We start from the raw sequence: 17408 nt of genomic DNA, 5'->3' as shown, positions 1-17408 counted from the left end.
TCCACGCATGCTCACGACCCTCCTCCGCAAGTTGCACGGTGCCTATGCGGCGGCCATTTTCGTCGTCGTCGTACTGATGCTGTTCTGTCCGCTGCTGATCGTTGCCCCGACGCTGCCGATGCGTCGCGCGATCGGCCGCACGGCCGTACGTGCCTGGCTGCTGCTGAGTGCCATCCCGTTCCGCGTGCGCGGCCGCGAGCAGTTGCCGGCCGAACCGGTGGTCGTCATCTGCAACCACGCGAGCTATCTCGACGGCATTCTGCTGACCGCCGCCCTGCCCGCGCGCTTCACCTTCCTGGTCCAGCATGGCGCCGGCGAGTGGCCGTACATCGGGCTAGTGCTGCGGCGGATGGGTGTCTGCTTCGTCAACCGCGGATCGACCCGCGAGGCCGCGAAGGCGACCAAGGAACTGATCGACCGGATCAAGGCCGGCGAGTCGTTCGCGATCTTTCCCGAGGGCACCTTCCGTGCCGCACCGCTGCTGCTGCCGTTCCAGTCCGGCGCGTTCCTGATCGCCGCACGCGCCGGGGTGCCGGTGGTGCCGGCCGTGCTGACCGGCACCCGCCGCCTGCTCGGTGAAGGTCGGAGGCTGTTCACCTGGTCGCCGGTCGTGATCCGATTCTTCGAGCCGCTGCGCGCCAGCGACGAAAGCCGCGCCGCGGCGGACACCCTCAGCGCGGTCAGCCGCGCGGTGATCCTCGCGCACTGCGGCGAGGGCGACGGCACGTCCGTGCCGCCGGCGATCCACGAGCGCGCATGACGCCATGGCCCGCCCTCAGGACGATCATCCGCGCATGAGCCTGCCACCCGCTCCGGTGGAGCTGGCGCCGCCGCCGCGCCAGCGCTACGCGGCCGATCTGCTGCGCCCCGGATTCGTCTCGGACCCGGCGCAGGCGCATGCCGTCGACGCGCTGCAGCGGGTCTATGACGAGCTGATCGAGAATCCGCCGCGCCGGCGCTTCGGCTCCAGCCGCCTGACCTGGACCCGCGTGCCGGGCCTGTACCTGTGGGGTGGCGTCGGTCGCGGCAAGACCTACCTGATGGACGCGTTCTTCGATGCGCTGCCGTTCACGCGCAAGCGCCGTACGCACTTCCATCGCTTCATGCTCGACGTGCACGCGCGCCGCAACCGCTTTCCGGACGAATCGGACCCGCTGCTGAAGGTGGCCGAGGAGATCGCCGAGCAGACCCGCGTGCTGTGCTTCGACGAGTTCTTCGTTGCCGACATCGCCGACGCGATGATCCTCGGCCGCCTGTTCGAAGCGCTGTTCAAGCGCAATGTCACCCTCGTCGCCACCAGCAACGTGCCGCCCGACGGGCTGTACAAGGACGGCCTGCAGCGCCAGAACTTCCTGCCGGCGATCGAAGTGCTGAAGAAGAATGTCACCGTCATCAATGTCGACGGCGGCACCGACTACCGCCTGCGGACCCTGCAGGATGCCGAGCTGTACCTGCACCCGAGCGATGCCGCGGCCGACGCGCGACTGATGAAGCATTTCGACGCGCTGGCGCCGTTCGGCAGCCGCAGCCCGGCCGAGGTTCGCCTGAACGACCGGGTGCTGAGTGCGCGCAAGGCCGCGGAAGGCGCGGTCTGGTTCGAGTTCGCCGAGCTCTGTGAAGGCCCGCGTTCGGCCGCCGACTACATCGAGCTCGGCCGTCAGAATCACACCGTGGTGTTGAGCAACGTCCCGCAGATGGCCTCGGATCGCGACGATGCCGCGCGCCGCTTCATGACCCTGGTCGACGAGTTCTACGACCGCGGCGTCAAGCTGCTGATCGGGGCCGCGGTGCCGCCATCCGAGCTGTACGTCGGCAGCCGGCTCAAGTTCGAATTCGCCCGCACCCAGTCCCGACTGCAGGAAATGCAGTCGCAGGAATACCTCGCGCAGGCGCACAAGGCCTGACGCGTCGCGCCGGCGCCGCTCGTGCCGGCGGACGCGTCATCGCGCAGTCGATCACTCGGCTCACCCCTTCCGCCAAGAAAAAACCCCTCGCCCGAAGGCGAGGGGTTGGTCAGGCGCTGCCGCCGTGCGTGCCTCCGCGCGCGTCAGGCCGCGCGCGTCGACCGGCGCACGCGCCGCGCCATGCCCGCGAAGGCCAGCAGCAGCAGGCCGAAGCCGGCCGAACCACCACCACCGCCGCCGCCAATCGGCACGCCGGTGGTTCCGGTCGTGGCACCGCCGGTCGTGCTGCCGGTCGAGCCCCCGGTCGAACCACCCGTCGAACCACCCGTCGAGCTGCCGGTGCTGCCGCCGCCGGTCGTGCCACCCGTCGTGCCACCCGTCGAACCGCCGCCGCCGCTGCCACCCGTGGTGGTCCCGCCGGTCGTCGTGCCGCCCGTCGTGGTTCCGCCCGTGGTCGTGCCGCCTCCGGTGGTCCCGCCGGTGGTCGTGCCGCCGGTGGTGCCGCCGGTCGTGGTTCCGCCACCGACGCAGACGCCGTTTTCGGCGACCACCGTGCTGAACACCGGTGCCGAAGCGCCGGTGATCGAGATGCGGTCGATCGCCCAGCCGGCACCGCCGACGCTGGCATTGGTCGCCGTGCGGAAGCGCAGCCGGACGCTGCGGCCCGCGAGGCGCGTGCCGAAATCGACGATCACGGTTTCCAGCGCGTTGTTGGTGCCGACGAAGCCGCGACGGCTGCCGGCCGGATCCAGCGCCAGCAACTGGCCGTTGTAGCCGCCGCCCTGCGTGATCTGGCCGCCGAAGGTGAGCGCATCGACGTAGCCGCCGCCATCGACCGACACTTCGAGCACGCCGCCGTCGTTGCCGCGGGTCACGCGCTGGCTCGGCAGCAGGCCGGTCGTCGTCGACGGTTCGAACGCGTAGTAGTGGTCGAAGCTCCACTGCACCGAGCCGCCGGCCGGAACCGTGAACAGCGGCGTGACCAGCGAGAAGTCGCTGATCGTCGCCGGATCATTGCCCTGCCAGACGCGGCCGCTGGTCGGTGCTGCCGACAGGCTGCCGAAGCGATAGCTGCCGCCCGAACCGGTCTGGGTCCAGTCGAAGCCGGAGGCACCGGCCTGCTCGAGGTCGTCGATGGTGCGCTGGTTGCGCGACAGGTCGAAGTTGACGAACAGCGAGGTCGCCTGCATCGGCGGCTGGCGGACCGCGGCATCGCCGTCGGACACCGGATCGAACACGAGCGCGATCGGCAGCTCGGCACCGGTCGGCGCACCGGCCGCCAGACTGACGCCGATGGTCGCCGTGTTGCTGTCGCCGACCGCCGTTGCCGGGAAGCTGATTGCTCCATCGTTCGCGAATGTCACGCCCGGAAGGCTCGAGGTCACGCGCGCCAGGATCGGGCCGCGATCCTGATAGGTGCCGTCATTGCGGATGGTCAGACGCAGCGTCGCGCTTTCGCCGCCGTCGAGCACGCCGTCGGCATCGCAGTCGGTCGTGGCATCGACCGACATCTGTGCGGCGGTCAGTGTCAGGGTCGAGATCAGCGCGACGTCGCTTTCGGTGACGCCGACGTTGTCGGTGGAATTGCGCGGCGGTGCCACGGCATCGACACCGGCGCCACGCTTGGCGAAGCCGCGGGCGCAGGCCATGAAGTCATCGCGATTCGCCGCGAGGGCGGCAGCGAGCACGCCGTCACGGGCTTCGAGGATGGTCGGCGCGTTCGGCGTCATCTTCAGGCCGGCGATGAGGTAGTCGCTCATCACGCGGCGGGCGTCGACGAAGCTGTAGCGGCCGCTGTCGAGGATGTTGGTGTAGCACTCGAACAGCATGTTGGCCCAGACCTCGCCGGTGTTGTGCACCTCGGAGTTGGTCGCGCCGTCCTGACCGAACGCGGACGGGGCCGTGGTCGGCAGCGGCGTGCCGTCCTGGATGTGCTGGAAGGTCAGCGAGAACACATTCGGATTGCGCGAGTACGGCTGGCGACGGATGCCGAAGTACTGGTACGCCGCGTTGAACGCCGGCGTGGCGTAGTAGGCCAGCGGGTAGATGCCGCCGAAGCTGCCGTTGCCCGGCACGCCGAGATCTTCCGGGCGCACCGTCAGCAGCAGCGCGGCGAAGTCGCTCCAGCCCTCGCCCATGCCACGACCCTGCGTGTTGCTCAGGCCACTGCCATTGCCGACCAGACGGTTCGACACGTAGTGGAAGAATTCGTGGGCGATGATCTGGTTGTCGAGCGTGCCGTCGAAGTCGCGCGTCGGCAGGCGCTGCACGTGCATCGTCACCGGCGTGCCGGCCGTGATCAGATCGCGCACGCGGGCCGCATCGTCACGGCGGATCATCACCGACGGCGTGCGGTACAGGTTGTCGGTCGAGATCGGGATGTTGACCGGCAGCTGCGGCACATCGGCGTTGCCCATGGTGATCGGGTTGTCGTCGGTGTTCTGCACCACGACCATCGCCAGCGCGCCGCTGGCGCCGGCGAACTGGGCCTTGGTCGTGAACGAGCAGTTGCCGCGGTCGATGAACGCGATGCGGCCGCGCAGGTTGAAGTCCGGGTTGGCCGGCAGCGTGGTGCCGGTCACCGGCAGCGCCGGCGCGGCGCCGCAGCCGTCGGTCGACGACACGCCCTGACCCTCGTTGGCGACAGCCACGGTGCCGGTGATGTCGAACGAGGACGGCCCGAAGCTCGCCGTGGTGAACACGAACGGGCTGAAGCCGGTCGACGGATCGGTGACGGCGACTTCGCCGGCGATCGAGCCATCGAACAGGTACATTTGCATGCGCGGCGAGCCGCCATCGGCCGGCGTCAGCATGTTCGCGTTGTTGCGACCGGACGCGTCCTGACCTTCGGCCAGGATCGGATCGCCTTCGACACCACCGCGGCCAAGATTGCTGGTCTGTGCATTGCCGGCCGCTTCGTTGAAGCCGCGGTCGTAGAACAGGTCGTGCAGCCAGTTGTTGATGTAGAACAGATTGACGATCGACGCCTTCCGCACCGTCAGATCCTGCGGATCGCTGTCGGCGGTGATCGCGTAGTCAAACGTGTTCGCGGCGCTCAGGCCCACGCGCAGGTCGCCGGAATTCGGCTGGAAGCCGTCAGTGACGATCGCCGTGTTGTTGGCGCCGAGGATCAGGCCGGTGTCGAGATAGGCGTCGACATTGTTGCCGGTGGTCGTCGTGGCACCGGCTGGCAGCCACGGATCGCCCGTGGAGATCGGACCGCTGTCCAGCGTCACCAGATTGGTCGTGGCGCTGACGCGCGGGCGCACCACATTCGGATTGGCGCCGGTGAACGGCGCGTAGTCATTGCCGATCGGCGCGTCGAACGGCTGCCGGATGCCGTCGGCATCGGCGAACACGCGGTAGCTGTAGGTCTCGTTGGCGATCAGGTTGCTGCGGAACAGCAGGCTGCCGTCTTCGGCCGACATGACGAAGGCTTCGCCGCGATCGCCGGCCCCGTTGCGCCCGCCGACCAGTTCGACGTACCAGCCCGGCACCAGCCGGTCCGGCATCGGGAACAGCACCGGCTTCACGCGCGGGTCGCGCGACAGGCCCATGGCGCCAGCGGCGGTTGCCGGACGCGAATACCAGTCGTAGCCGGCCGCGCTGCGGCGGACAGTGAACGCACCGGCCGCGGCCGTGCCACCGAAATCGGCGAAGGCGCCGGCGATGGCCTGCGCGGCGGTCAGCGTGAATCTCGGTGCCAGACCATCGGCGGCGAAGCTGTCCGGCGCGAAGTAGCCGGAAGTCGCCACCAGCGCACCGTTGCGATCGAGCATCACGCTGAGATCGCGCTGGAACACTTCGTACCCCGCCACCTGCTGGCGCAGGCGGACGATCTGCGCGCCACGGCCGGTGTCGTGCACGTCGAACACGCGGGCGCTGTCGATCATCGGCCGCGACAGCTTCAGCGCGCCGGCCTGCCGTGCGAGATAGCCGCGGGCGCGGGCTTCGGCCAGTGCTTTCGGTGTCAGTGCGCCGACGGCGATCGGCGTCTTGCCTTCGCTGCTCCACAGGAACGTGGTGGCACCGAGACCGTCATCGTGCTGCGAGCGATAGCCATAGCGGCTCGCGGGCTTGCCGACGATCTGCGCCGCGTAGCTGCGCTCGCGCGCGACCTTGGCGGGAATTGCCCCCTTGGCCGCCGGCCGCAGCGCGGCATTGATATTGGGCCGCTCGACCGTCTGGCCGGCAGACGCCGCGCCCAGACCGACACAGAACGCGGCCGCAGCCGTCATCAGCTTGTTCATCACGAAACCCCGTGGAACGTCATGGAGATCGCGAGACACCGTCGGAGTGATTCCGGAGCGTTCCGTCGCGACCGAGTTGAATGGAATGTCAGCAGATTACGACGAGACGACGGTTTCGTGAAACCGGTTGTTCGTGCCCATCGAAAAGATGTTCGGGAGCAGCAAAAAGCGAGCCGCCTTTGAAATAGACGCCATAAATCACAAATCCCGCAGCACCGGCATGCCGGCACTGCGGGATTCGACGGAAAGGCCGCAGTCGATCATGACTGCGCCCCTCCACGACGGTGGCGCCACGCCGCGTTGCCGCCCCGTGGCCCACCGGTCATCTGTCAGGCGAGAAATCCGCCTGCAATCAAGGTGCGACGTAGCTTTCGGTCACGCCGACATTGGTCGTGCTGTTGCTGCCCGGGCCCACGGCACCGATGCCGGCACCGCGCTTGGCAAAGCCCGCCGCGCAATCGCGGTAGTCCGCTTCCGAACCGGCCATCGCCGCCGCCAGCAGCGCATCGCGCGCCTGCAGGATGGTCGGCGCGTTCGGCGTCATCTTCAGACCGCCGATGAGATAGTCGGTCATCCGGCCGCGGGCGTCGGTGAAGCTGTAACGGCCGCTGTTCAGCAGGTTCGTGTAGCACTCGAACAGCATGTTCGACCAGATTTCACCCGTGTTGTGAACCTCGGCGTTGTTGGCGCCGTTGGCACCGAAGGCAACCGGTGCGGTGGTCGGCAGCGGCGTGCCGTTCTGGATGTGGCGGAACGTCAGCGAGTTGAACGCGAAGCTGCGCGAGTACGGCTGGCGACGGATGCCGAAGTACTGGTACGCGGCGCTGAAGTTCGGCGTCGAGTAGTACGCCAGCGGATACGGGCCGCTGTAGTTGGCATTGCCCGGCGCGTTCAGGTCTTCGGGACGCACGGTCAGCAGCAGCGCCGCGAAGTCGCTCCAGCCTTCACCCATGCCACGACCCTGCTGGTTGCTCAGGCCGCTGGCGTTGCCGACCAGACGGTTCGAGACGTAGTGGAAGAACTCGTGTGTGATGATCTGGTTGTCCAGCGTGCCGTCGAGATCGACGCCGTTGATGCCGTCGAACAGATACATCTGCATGCGCGGCTGGCCGCCGTCGGCCGGGGTCGACATGTTGGCGTTGTTGCGGCCCGAAGCGTCCTGCCCTTCGGCGAGGATGCGGTCGTTGCCGGCGCCGCCGCGGCCGTAGTTGTTCTGCTGGGCGTTGCCGGCCGCTTCATCGAAACCGTGGTCGTAGAAGAAGTCGTGCAGCCAGTTGTTGACGTAGAACAGGTTGACGACGGCGGCATTGCGCGGTGCTGTCGCGGCCGGATTCTGGTCGGCGGCGATCGGGTAGTCGAAGGTGTTGGCCGAGGTCAGCGAAGTGCGCAGGTCGCCGCTGTTGGCGCGGAAACCGTCGGCCAGTGCCGCCGTGCCCGGCAGGCCGAGGAACAGGCCGGAGTCGAGATAGGCGTCGACGTTGTTGCCGGTCGTGGTCGTCGCACCGGCCGGCAGCCACGGATCGTTGGTCGAGATCGGGCCGGCGGTCAGCGTGACCAGATTGGCCACGCCGCTGACGCGCGGCGCCACCGTCTGGAACGTGGCACCGGTGAACGGCGCATAGCCGTTGCCCAGCGGAGCGTCGTACGGCTGGCGAATGCCGGTGTTGTCGGCAAACACGCGATAGGTGTAGGCCTGCTCTTCGATCAGGCTCTTGCGGAACAGCACGCTGCCGTTCTCGGCCGAAATCACCATGCCGTAGTCGGCGCGCTCGCCATCGGCCTGCGCCGCCATCACTTCGACGTAGTACGCGGCAACCAGACGATCCGCCAGCGGGAACAGCACGGACTTCGCACGCGGTTCGCGGGTGAACGCGAGATTGCCGAGCGCACCCGGACGGCTGAACGTCGAATAGCCATCGGCCGTCGCCAGCAGGCTCAGCGCCGACGGCAGCACGGCAGCGCCGATGTTGCGGTAGGCGGCGGAAATCGCCTGGGCCGCGCCGAGGTTGAAGCGCGGCGTGCCGGCGGCGGCGTCCGAGAACGTGCCGGACGTTGCCAGATGCTCGCCATCGCGACTCATCAGCACGTTGACCTGACGGTTGAACACCTCGTAGCCGCCAACCTGCTGCTGCAGGCGGACGATGACGCCGCCCCGGCCGGTGTCGTGCACATCGCGCACGGCCGCGGCATCGACGGCAGTCGACGTCAGGCCCAGCGCAGCACCGCTGCGGCTGGCGAAATCGCGCGCGCGGGCAACGGCCAGCAGGCGTGGCGTCAGCGCGCCGACGGCGGCAGGCGCGCTGCCCTTCGTGGCCCACTGGAAAGCAGGCGCCGAACCGGCCGACGAGGCCAGTGCGACATCGAAATTCGGCAACGCAGCAGCGGCACTGCCCGCCACGGCAAACAGGGCTGCCGCAGCAGCGATCGGCTTGATCATCAGTCATCTCCAAGTTCGCCGGCAGCCACGAATGGCGGCCGCCAGCGATGACGCAAGGGTGGCGTCCGGGCTCGACCATCGACCGGACGTGTAAACAAGATCGGAGTCTGGGTGTTCACTGAACGAGGCGTCATTGAGATGCCTCAGGCCGTCCCTAGATCAAATTGCCTATCTCCCGGATGGCGACGGCAAGGCCGGCGAAGTCGCGCGTGCCGGCGGCCTGCAGTTCCGCGAGGCGTCCCTGCGCGACGTTGACAGCGCGTTCACGCGAAGCGATCCAGCCGTCGATGCGGACATCGGGATCGGCGCCCGGAAATGCCAGCGCGGCCGCCGTCATCTGTCGATGAATGTGCCAGGCGTCGTCACGCAGATTGACTCTCGACAGCGACTGCCACTTGCCGGTCGTCGGCAGATCGTTGATGGCCGCGAACAGCCACAGCAGCCGGAACCGCTCGCCGATGCGGAAATAGACCGCCGCCGTCTGCGCCAGACCGCAGCCGGCGGCCTCGGCCAGTTCGCTGATGTCCAGCGCGCCGCCGAGCACGCGGGAGTTGGCGAGCCGCTGCGACAACGCCGCCGGCACGCCATCGGCCTGCATCGCGGCTTCGGCGCGGTCCCAGTCGTCGCGGTAAGCCGGCGGCAGCAGGCCCGGCAGCAGGGTCATCAGCTCGGCCAGCGGCGCGGTGAAGCGCTCGACGGCCGCCTGCACCGGCTGCGCCGCCCAGCGCGAGCCGGCCAACCAGCCGGTGAAATGCTTCAGCAGGCCGATCGGCAGATTCATCAGCCTGAGCTGCAGCGCCGCCGGCGCCTGATTGTCGAGCGCCTCGATCGCCTGCCACCAGGCATCGCCATCGATGATCTGGTGCGCCGTCGCGTAGGCCTTCAGCACTTCGGCGCGGGTCAGGCCGTGATCGTCCGCCCACAGTTGCGCGAAGCCGGCGCCCATGCGGTTGACCAGCGCGTTCGACAGGATCGTCGCGATGATCTCGCGCTTCAGCCGATGCCGGCTCAGCAGGTCGCGGTAGCGCGCGACCAGCAGCGGCGGAAAGTTCGCCAGCAGGTCGCGCACGAAGAACGGATCGTCCGGCACGGTCGAGGCCAGGATCGCGTCGTACAGCGAGATCTTCGAGTAAGCGATCAGCACCGCCAACTCCGGCCGGGTCAGGCCGGCACCGAGCGTGCGGCGACGCTTGATCTCGTCCTCGTCCGGCAGGCCTTCGAGCGCGCGGTTCAGCAGGCCTTCGCGTTCGAGCATCCGCATCAGCTCGCCGTGGTCGTCGAGCCGGGCTGGCGCGTTCTGATGCAGCAGGCTGATCGCCTGCGACTGCACGTAGTTGTCGCGCAGCACGAAACGGGCGATGTCGTCGGTCATCGCGGCCAGCAGCGGGTCGCGCTGCTCGCGGCTCAGCTCGCCGGCGGTGGTCAGCTCGCTCAGCGCGATCTTGATGTTCACCTCGCGGTCGGACGTGTGCACGCCGGCCGAGTTGTCGATGGCATCGGTGTTGATTCGGCCGCCAGCCCCGCCGGCCCCGATCTGGGCGTACTCGATGCGCCCGGCCTGGGTGCAGCCGAGGTTGCCGCCCTCGCCGATCACCTTGCAGCGCAGTTCGCGGCCGCTGACGCGGATCGCATCGTTGGCGCGGTCGCCGACTTCGGCGTTGTTCTGGTAGCTGGCCTTGACGTAGGTGCCGATGCCGCCGTTCCACAGCAGATCGACCGGCGCGGTCAGGATCGCCTTCATCAGCGCGTTCGGCGTCAGCGCCTCGGCGTGGATGTCGAGCGCGGCCCGCACTTCCGGCGACAGCACGATCGTCTTGGCCGAGCGCGGAAACACGCCGCCGCCAGGAGAGATCAGTGTGGCGTCGTAGTCCTGCCACGACGAGCGCGGCAGCGCGAACAGCCGCTGACGCTCGGCGAGACTCGCAGCCGGATCCGGATTCGGATCGAGGAAGATGTGGCGGTGATCGAACGCGGCCAGCAGGCGCATCGTCGGCGACAGCAGCATGCCGTTGCCGAAGACATCGCCGCTCATGTCGCCGATGCCGACGGCGGTGAACGGCTCGGTCTGGATGTCGATGCCCGGCGCGCCGGCGCGCTCGATCTCGCGGAAATGGCGCTTGACCGATTCCCAGGCGCCGCGCGCGGTGATGCCCATCTTCTTGTGGTCGTAGCCGGCGCTGCCGCCGCTGGCGAATGCATCGCCGAGCCAGAAGCCGTACTCGGCCGAGATGCCGTTGGCGTAGTCGGAAAACGTCGCCGTGCCCTTGTCGGCGGCGACGACGAGATAGGCATCGTCTTCGTCGTAGCGCACGGTGTGGGCCGGCGGCACGATCTCGGTACCGATGCGGTTGTCGGTCAGGTCGAGCAGGCCGCGCAGGAAGGTCTTGTAGCAGGCCACGCCCTGCGCCATCCAGGCTTCGCGATTGCTGCTGTCGACCGGCTTCTTGACCACGAAGCCGCCTTTCGCGCCGACCGGCACGATCACCGTGTTCTTGACCTGCTGCGCCTTCATCAGGCCGAGCACTTCGGTGCGGAAGTCCTGCCGGCGATCGGACCAGCGCAGACCGCCGCGGGCAACCCGGCCGCCGCGCAAGTGCACGCCTTCGACGTCCGGCGAGTAGACCCAGATCTCGAACATCGGACGCGGCAGCGGCAGTTCCGGAATCTTCGACGGATCGAGCTTCAGGCTGAGGCGGTTCTTGACCGTGCCATCGGCTTCGCGCTGCCAGGCATTGGTGCGCAGGGCGGCGCGAATCACCGAGACGAACGCGCGCAGCACGCGGTCGGCATCGAGACTCGCGACCTGATCGAGCGCGGCGTCGAGCGCCTGCCCGACCCGGGCCGCCGCTGCCGCGCGCACCGGCGCGTCAAGCAGCGGATCGAAGCGCGTCTCGAACGCCTGTACCAGCAGGCGGGCGATGTCGGCATGCTCGCCGAGCAGCGTTTCGATGTACGGCTGGCTGTACGGCAGGCCGGTCTGCAGCAGGTATTTGCACAGCGCGCGCAGCATCGTCACCTGACGCGACGACAGGCCGGCGCCCAGCACCAGGCGGTTCAGACCGTCGTTCTCGACCTCGCCGCGCCAGACCGCGAGAAACGCCGCCTCGAAGTACTCGCGCTGCGCGTCCGGCAGCAGCGGGCATCCGGCATGGCTGACATCGAACTGCTGCACCCACAGGCTGCCGCCATCGCGCGGACGGACCTCGGCCGGATCCTGACGGGTGACGCGCAGGCCGAAGTTCTCGAGCGTCGGCAGCACGTCGGACAGGGCCACCGGCGTGCCGTGGGCGAACAGCTTCAGGCCGACGGCCCGGGCCGGACCCTGCTCCGGTGCGCTGACGATGAGCCGCGCCGCCAGCGGCTGATCGGCACTCAGGCCCGCCAGATCGGCGACATCGGCCGCCGCTTCCGCCGGACTCGCGACTTCGGCATACGACAGCGGGAAGGCATCGGCGAAGCGCGCAGCGCGGGTCGCGTCGTCGCGCAGCAGGTCGCGCAACTGATCGCGCCAGGTGCGCGTCGCGACGAACAGCACGCGTTCGATCTCGCCGGCGGTCAGGCTCAGCTGGGTGCCCGGTGCGGTACGGACGATGAACTGCACGCGGGTCAGGTCGCCACGCAGGAATTCGACGGTGCGATCGAGCGACGTGCCGCCGCACAGGGTCAGCAGCGTGCTGCCGACCTCGTCGCGCAGTTCGCGCGAGTAGCGCTCGCGCGGCAGATAGACCAGGAACGAGTAGAAGCGGCCGTAGCGGTCGCGACGCATGAACAGGCGCAGGCCGTGGCGATCCCGCAGGCTGCGGATGCCCATGCACAGCCGGAACAGCTCTTCCTCGTTCGACTGGAACAGCTCGTCGCGCGGCAGCGTGTGCAGGATGTCGCGCAGGTTCTTGCCGGAGTGCGAGTTCTCGGCGAGCCGCGAGCGCGTCATGACGTACTCGGCCTTGCGCCGGATCAGCGGGATGTGGCGCGGCCGGTCGATGTAGACCTCGGACGAGAACAGACCGATCAGCCGCACGGTGCCGGCCAGCTGGCCGTCCGGCCCGAAGCGCTTCACGGAGACCGCGTCGAGCAGTTCGGCGCGGTGGATGGTCGAGCGCAGGTTGGCCTTGGTGACGACGACGACGCGGGTCGAATCCGCGTACTTGTCGAGTTCGGCCACCGGCGCGATCAGTTCCTGCGCCGCCCAGTCGCTGCCGACGCGCAACAATCCGAGGCCGGAGGCGTCGTCGGTCCGGAACCGCGTGCGGCCATCGTCGCTGCGCTCGGCCAGGCTTTCGATGACGCCGAAGAACGTGAAATGGTGGTCGTGCAGGTAGTCGAGAAACGCGCGCGCCTCGTCGAAGTCCGCGGCATTCGCGCCAGCGGGCACGGTCTGCAGGCTGTCGATCAGATTGCGCACCCGCGCCAGCGCCGCCGGATAGTCGTCGACCACCCGCTTGACGTCGGCCAGCACGGTGCGGCAATCGGCTTCGAGCCGGGCGTAGGCCTCGGCCGACGGCAGGGCCTCGAACTCCAGATGAATCAAGGATTCGACCGCCGAACCGGGCTCATCGTCGCGCTCGGCGAGTCCGACGAGCGTGCCGTCCGGCCGTCGCGCCAGGCGCAGCACGGGATGCACGCTCCAGTCGATCGAAGCCCCGGCCGCACGAATCGCGAGGCTCAGCGAATCGACCAGGAACGGCTGGTCGGCGACGACGGTTTCAAGCGTCGCCAGCGCGCTGCCCGGAGCCGGCGGCGTGATTCGCAGGCAGAACTGCTCGGCGCTGCGCTGCTGCGCCAGCAGCCAGTGCTGGCGGGCGGTGGCAACGAGCGCCGCGTCATCGCGCTGGGTCAGCGATTCCGTCGCGGCGGTCTCGTAGTACCGGCGAAGGAAGCTGCGGAAGGCGGCGTCCGCCGCGGTGTTGCTTGCCTCATGCTGCGATACAACGGCATCGAGTCGCGCCAGCAGGTCTTCCTGCGCGCGGTCGAGGCCCGATTCTTGTGGGGCCTTCATGGCTGTCTCCTCGGTCGCGGTCTTGCGCAGCCGCAAAGGGCCACGCGGTGCCGCCTGATGGCGCGAGTATGCCAGTGCCCCCGGAGCCCGCGCCGTCGATTGCCGACGGTCAATCCCGGCTTGCGAAACGGCGGCGCATGGCCCGCGCGCTGCCCCCGCGCGGTCGCGCGTCAGTGGCCTCGGTAGCGCCGGGCGAGCACGTCCGGCATGAACAGGCCGGGCGAGCCGCTGGGGATGATCGTGGTCCAGGTGACGGTGAAGTCGCCGCTGGCATCGACCGCGAGGCTCGGCGCGGACTGCTCGCCTGCCACCGTGGCGTTGACCCGGAGGGCCGCGGTCAACGGCGCGTCGTCGGCTCCGAAGACGCGCGCGAAGACATCGATGCCGTCTGCCGGCGTCTGCGGGCTCTGCCCGTCCCAGGTCACCGTCATCTGGCCGGTCGCGGTCAGAGCCAGCCCGATCGAACGGCCGAACGGGCTGACCGGCAGCGCGTCGCCAAGCGGGCGACCAAGCGCCGAATAGCGACGGGCCACCAGCGCCTGCGGCGCCTCGCCGCTGCGATAGGCGATCGCGAAATCGCCATCCGGTTCCATCGCCACGGCGGGCTGCACGTCGTTCGCGACTTCGCCCGCCCGGTCGTAACGGTCCGGCAACACCACGCGTTCGACCACCGTCGGCAATGGATCGGCACGGCCCGCCGCGGTCACGCGCCGGAACAGGACCGATCGCACCGTGGCACCCGTGCCCGGAATCGCCCCGTACAAGCCGCCGATCACGCCCGCCGACGTGCTGCCGGCCCAGGCGACGACGAAATCGCCGGCATCGTCCATCGCGACCGCAGGGCCTGCCGAGCCGGTCGACAAGGCCGGGGTCGCGACCACCGGGATGGGTTGCAGGTCGAAGCCCGTGCGCCCGCCGACGATCCTCTCCGTCGGGCCGACGCGGCCGCTCGAATCGATCTGCCGGGCGTGAAACGACGTGGTCCACGAACGGGCCGCGTCATTGGGAAGCCCCGAGAAGATGGCGCTTTCCCAGACCAACCACGATGGCGCCACCGCGATTGCTGGCGAGGCTCAGCGAACTCAGCACCGCATCGGGAGATGCCGCCGCACTGACCGGGAACTGAAGGCCGCGCGGCGCGCCGTCCGGTGCGAACCGGCGCGCCTGGATGCTCCGGTTCCGGAAGCCGGGGCCGTTGTCGATCCAGGCGACGGTGAAGCCGCCATCGGGCGCGGTGACCACTTTCGGCGAGCCTTCGGCGTTCGCGTCGCGATCATTGACCTTGAACTCGGCGCCGAGCGGCGTGCCGTCGGCCGCGAAGACCCGGCCGAAGATGTTGTAGCTGCGACCACCGCCGACGTCATTGCGCGACAGGGCCGACCACGTGACCACCTGACGGCCGTCCGCGACCACCGCCACGTGGCTCTCAAACGGAAAGCCGTCCTCGGAGGGACGGCTCGGCACTCGAAACTCCGGACCCAGCGGCGTGCCGATGGCGGCGAGGCCCGCCGGGCTGGCGAGTGCGAAGGTCGAGGCGATCGCGACAGCGAACACCGGGCCGCGGTAGCGAAGGATGCGGGTCATGAGCATGGGGCACCGGGTTCGAGGGCGACCGGGAAGGTCCAGCACGAACACCGCGCGGTGCGTGTGTTCGACGCGGCGTGAGTGTTTCACGGCCACCGCAGGCTACCGCTTGACACCGAGCAAGGCCGTGCCGGCCGCTCGAGCCCCGAGCGCATCCGAGTGCATCCGAGTGCATCCGAGCGCCTCCGAGCGACGGGGGAGCCGTTCGCAACACCGCGAGGCGGCGCGGCGTCGTGGCACTCTAGCGCTCACTGTCCGCCTGTCGATCGAGATGTCCCGGATGACGAAAATCCTGCTCGCTGCCGTGATTGCCGCTGGCCTGTCGCTGCCGCCGCCGCCCGTTGCTGCCGCCAACGTTCTGTCCCCGGCGCAGATCGCCGAGATCGCGATCCCGTCGATCGTGCAGATCAAGGTCGCGAATGGCGTCGGTACCGGGTTTGCCGTGGCCGACGGCGGGCGCATCGTCACCAACGCCCACGTCGTGCGCGGCGCGAAGGAAGCCACCATCGTCACCGCCGACGGCACCAGCCGCGGCAAGGTCGAGGTGCTGGCCTACGACGCGAGCCACGATCTGGCGCTGCTGCGCGTGGCCGATCTCGCGCTGAAGCCGCTGCCGCTGGGCCAGTCGGCCGCCGCGAAGCCGGGCCAGCATGTCGTGGCGATCGGCCACCCGCTGGGCTTCGGCAACACCGTGTCCGATGGTCTGGTCAGCGCCATCCGCACGCTGGAGCAGCGCAAGCAGGTCTATCTGCAGATTTCCGCGCCGATCTCGCCCGGATCGTCCGGCGGCCCGCTGTTCAACGATGCCGGCGAAGTCATCGGCATCTCCACGCTCGTGGTCAACGGCGGCCAGAACCTCAATTTCGCCGTGCCGATCGACGTGCTGAAGCCGCTGCTCGCGAACGAACAGGGCGTGGCGCTGGCGGAATTCGTCGGCTGGGGCGCGTCCGGACGCGAGGTGCCGAAGCACGCCGACAGCCTGCTCGACGATTGCGCCGAGCCGGAACAAAAGGCCGTGCTCAACCTGATCGACCGTGCCATCCGTACCGGCGCGCCGCTCTACAACAAGGGCAACATCGAGGCCTGCTACCGGATCTACGCGGCCGCAGCGCTCGACGCCGACAAGCGGATCAAGGCCTGCCCGGGCCCGAAGCGTGCGCTGCTCGATGGTGTCGGCAAGGCCGATCAGCTCGAAGACTGGGACGGCAAGGCCTGGGCGATGCGCGACGCCTTCGACGGCCTGATCGAGCTGATCCAGCGCCGCAATGCCGCCGCCACGCCCGCCAAGCCCGCCGCGACGGACCCGCGCCAGCCGCGCCATGCGCTGTCGCTGCTCGATGACTGCAGCGACGACGATCTGGCGACGATCAAGGACGAGATCGAATCGGCGATCGACATTGGCTCGCCGCTGTACAACGACGGCAGCATCGAAGCCTGCTACCGAATCTACGAAGGCGCGGTCGACGGCATCGACCGCAAGGTCAGTGCCTGCAGCGCCACCCGTGCCGCGCTGCGCGAAGGCTCGCGCAATGCCGAGCAGCGCAAGCCCTGGGACCAGAAAGCCTGGGCGCTGCGCTGGGCGTTCGACGGTGTGCTCGAGGTCATCGAGCGCCGCAACGCGGCAACGCCCTGATCCTCAGCCGGTGTCGCCCAGCGGCCAGCGCTTGACCACGCGGTAGCCGTCCGCCCGCCCACTGGCGCTGCGCGCCGAGCGCAGCAGCACGAATTCCAGCGCCGGCCAGTACACCGACGGCCGGGCCGCCACGACCGGCGCACGGACATTGCGCTGACAGCTGACATGCGGCACGAACGGCTCTTCGGCCACCGGCAGGCCGTAGCGCAGCAGTTCGCGGTCCAGCTCCGCCTTCAGCCGCGCCAGTTCCGGCGGCAGGCTCGACGGGCCGATCCACAGCACGCCGGCCTGCGCGAAGTGATCGAGCCGGTCGAGCCTGAGCAGGAACTGCCGGCCGCGCACGTCTTCCGCCGCCAGCTTCGCCGCCTCGACCTGTGCGCGGCTCAACTCGCCGAGCCAGGCCAAGGTCAGGTGCAGGCGATCCGGCTTGATCCGGTACGCCGCCGGGCCTTCGCCGATGGGCAGCTGCGCCGCGGCGGATGCCAGCCGCCGCCGCACCGTGTCATCCGGCCACAGCGCGAAGAAATAGCGCGCGCGCCGCCCGCCGGGTTTCGGCGGCGGCGGCAGGTCCGGAAACAGGCCGATCTGATCGCGACGGGCCAAG

Annotated in this window: 9 protein-coding genes; 3 read left to right on the top strand and 6 right to left on the bottom strand. The window is 69.0% G+C overall.

The genetic code is table 11. From position 1 onward, the window contains the following. Positions 1-7 precede the first annotated feature (7 nt). Positions 8-760 (top strand): lysophospholipid acyltransferase family protein, encoded by a 753-nt coding sequence (locus QZ951_RS00220; RefSeq protein ID WP_292997302.1) that lies wholly within the window; start codon positions 8-10, stop codon positions 758-760. A gap of 34 nt (positions 761-794) precedes the next feature. Next, positions 795-1904, top strand: coding sequence for a cell division protein ZapE (gene zapE, locus QZ951_RS00215; RefSeq protein WP_366943755.1), 1110 nt, complete (start codon positions 795-797; stop codon positions 1902-1904). A gap of 143 nt (positions 1905-2047) precedes the next feature. Here the strand turns inward: zapE and QZ951_RS00210 are convergent, their stop codons facing one another. From QZ951_RS00210 to QZ951_RS00190, 5 genes are all read right to left on the bottom strand, one after another. Then, entirely contained in the window at positions 2048-6154 is a 4107-nt protein-coding gene (locus QZ951_RS00210; RefSeq protein ID WP_292997298.1) for a M36 family metallopeptidase, read from the bottom strand. A gap of 352 nt (positions 6155-6506) precedes the next feature. After that, entirely contained in the window at positions 6507-8591 is a 2085-nt protein-coding gene (locus QZ951_RS00205) for a M36 family metallopeptidase (protein ID WP_292997296.1), read from the bottom strand. A gap of 154 nt (positions 8592-8745) precedes the next feature. Next, positions 8746-13587 (bottom strand): NAD-glutamate dehydrogenase, encoded by a 4842-nt coding sequence (locus QZ951_RS00200; RefSeq protein WP_292997294.1) that lies wholly within the window; start codon positions 13585-13587, stop codon positions 8746-8748. 170 nt (positions 13588-13757) lie between these two features. Then, positions 13758-14468 (bottom strand): hypothetical protein, encoded by a 711-nt coding sequence (locus QZ951_RS00195; RefSeq protein WP_292997292.1) that lies wholly within the window; start codon positions 14466-14468, stop codon positions 13758-13760. Positions 14469-14586: 118 nt separating this feature from the next. Continuing rightward, positions 14587-15222, bottom strand: a complete 636-nt coding sequence (locus QZ951_RS00190) for a hypothetical protein (protein WP_292997290.1) — start codon at positions 15220-15222, stop codon at positions 14587-14589. A 229-nt stretch (positions 15223-15451) separates the two neighbouring features. Between QZ951_RS00190 and QZ951_RS00185 the strand changes: the two genes are divergently transcribed. Next, complete coding sequence (locus QZ951_RS00185) at positions 15452-16804, top strand: trypsin-like peptidase domain-containing protein (protein WP_292997288.1); 1353 nt, start codon at positions 15452-15454, stop codon at positions 16802-16804. Positions 16805-16807: 3 nt separating this feature from the next. Here the strand turns inward: QZ951_RS00185 and thpR are convergent, their stop codons facing one another. Then, complete coding sequence (gene thpR, locus QZ951_RS00180) at positions 16808-17407, bottom strand: RNA 2',3'-cyclic phosphodiesterase (protein ID WP_292997286.1); 600 nt, start codon at positions 17405-17407, stop codon at positions 16808-16810. Position 17408: the final 1 nt, after the last annotated feature.

This window comes from Nevskia sp. (assembly GCF_021732705.1).
Classification (GTDB): Bacteria; Pseudomonadota; Gammaproteobacteria; order Nevskiales; family Nevskiaceae; genus Nevskia.
The sequence above is the reverse complement of the archived record's forward strand: the minus strand, read 5'-3'. Positions and strand labels throughout refer to the sequence as shown.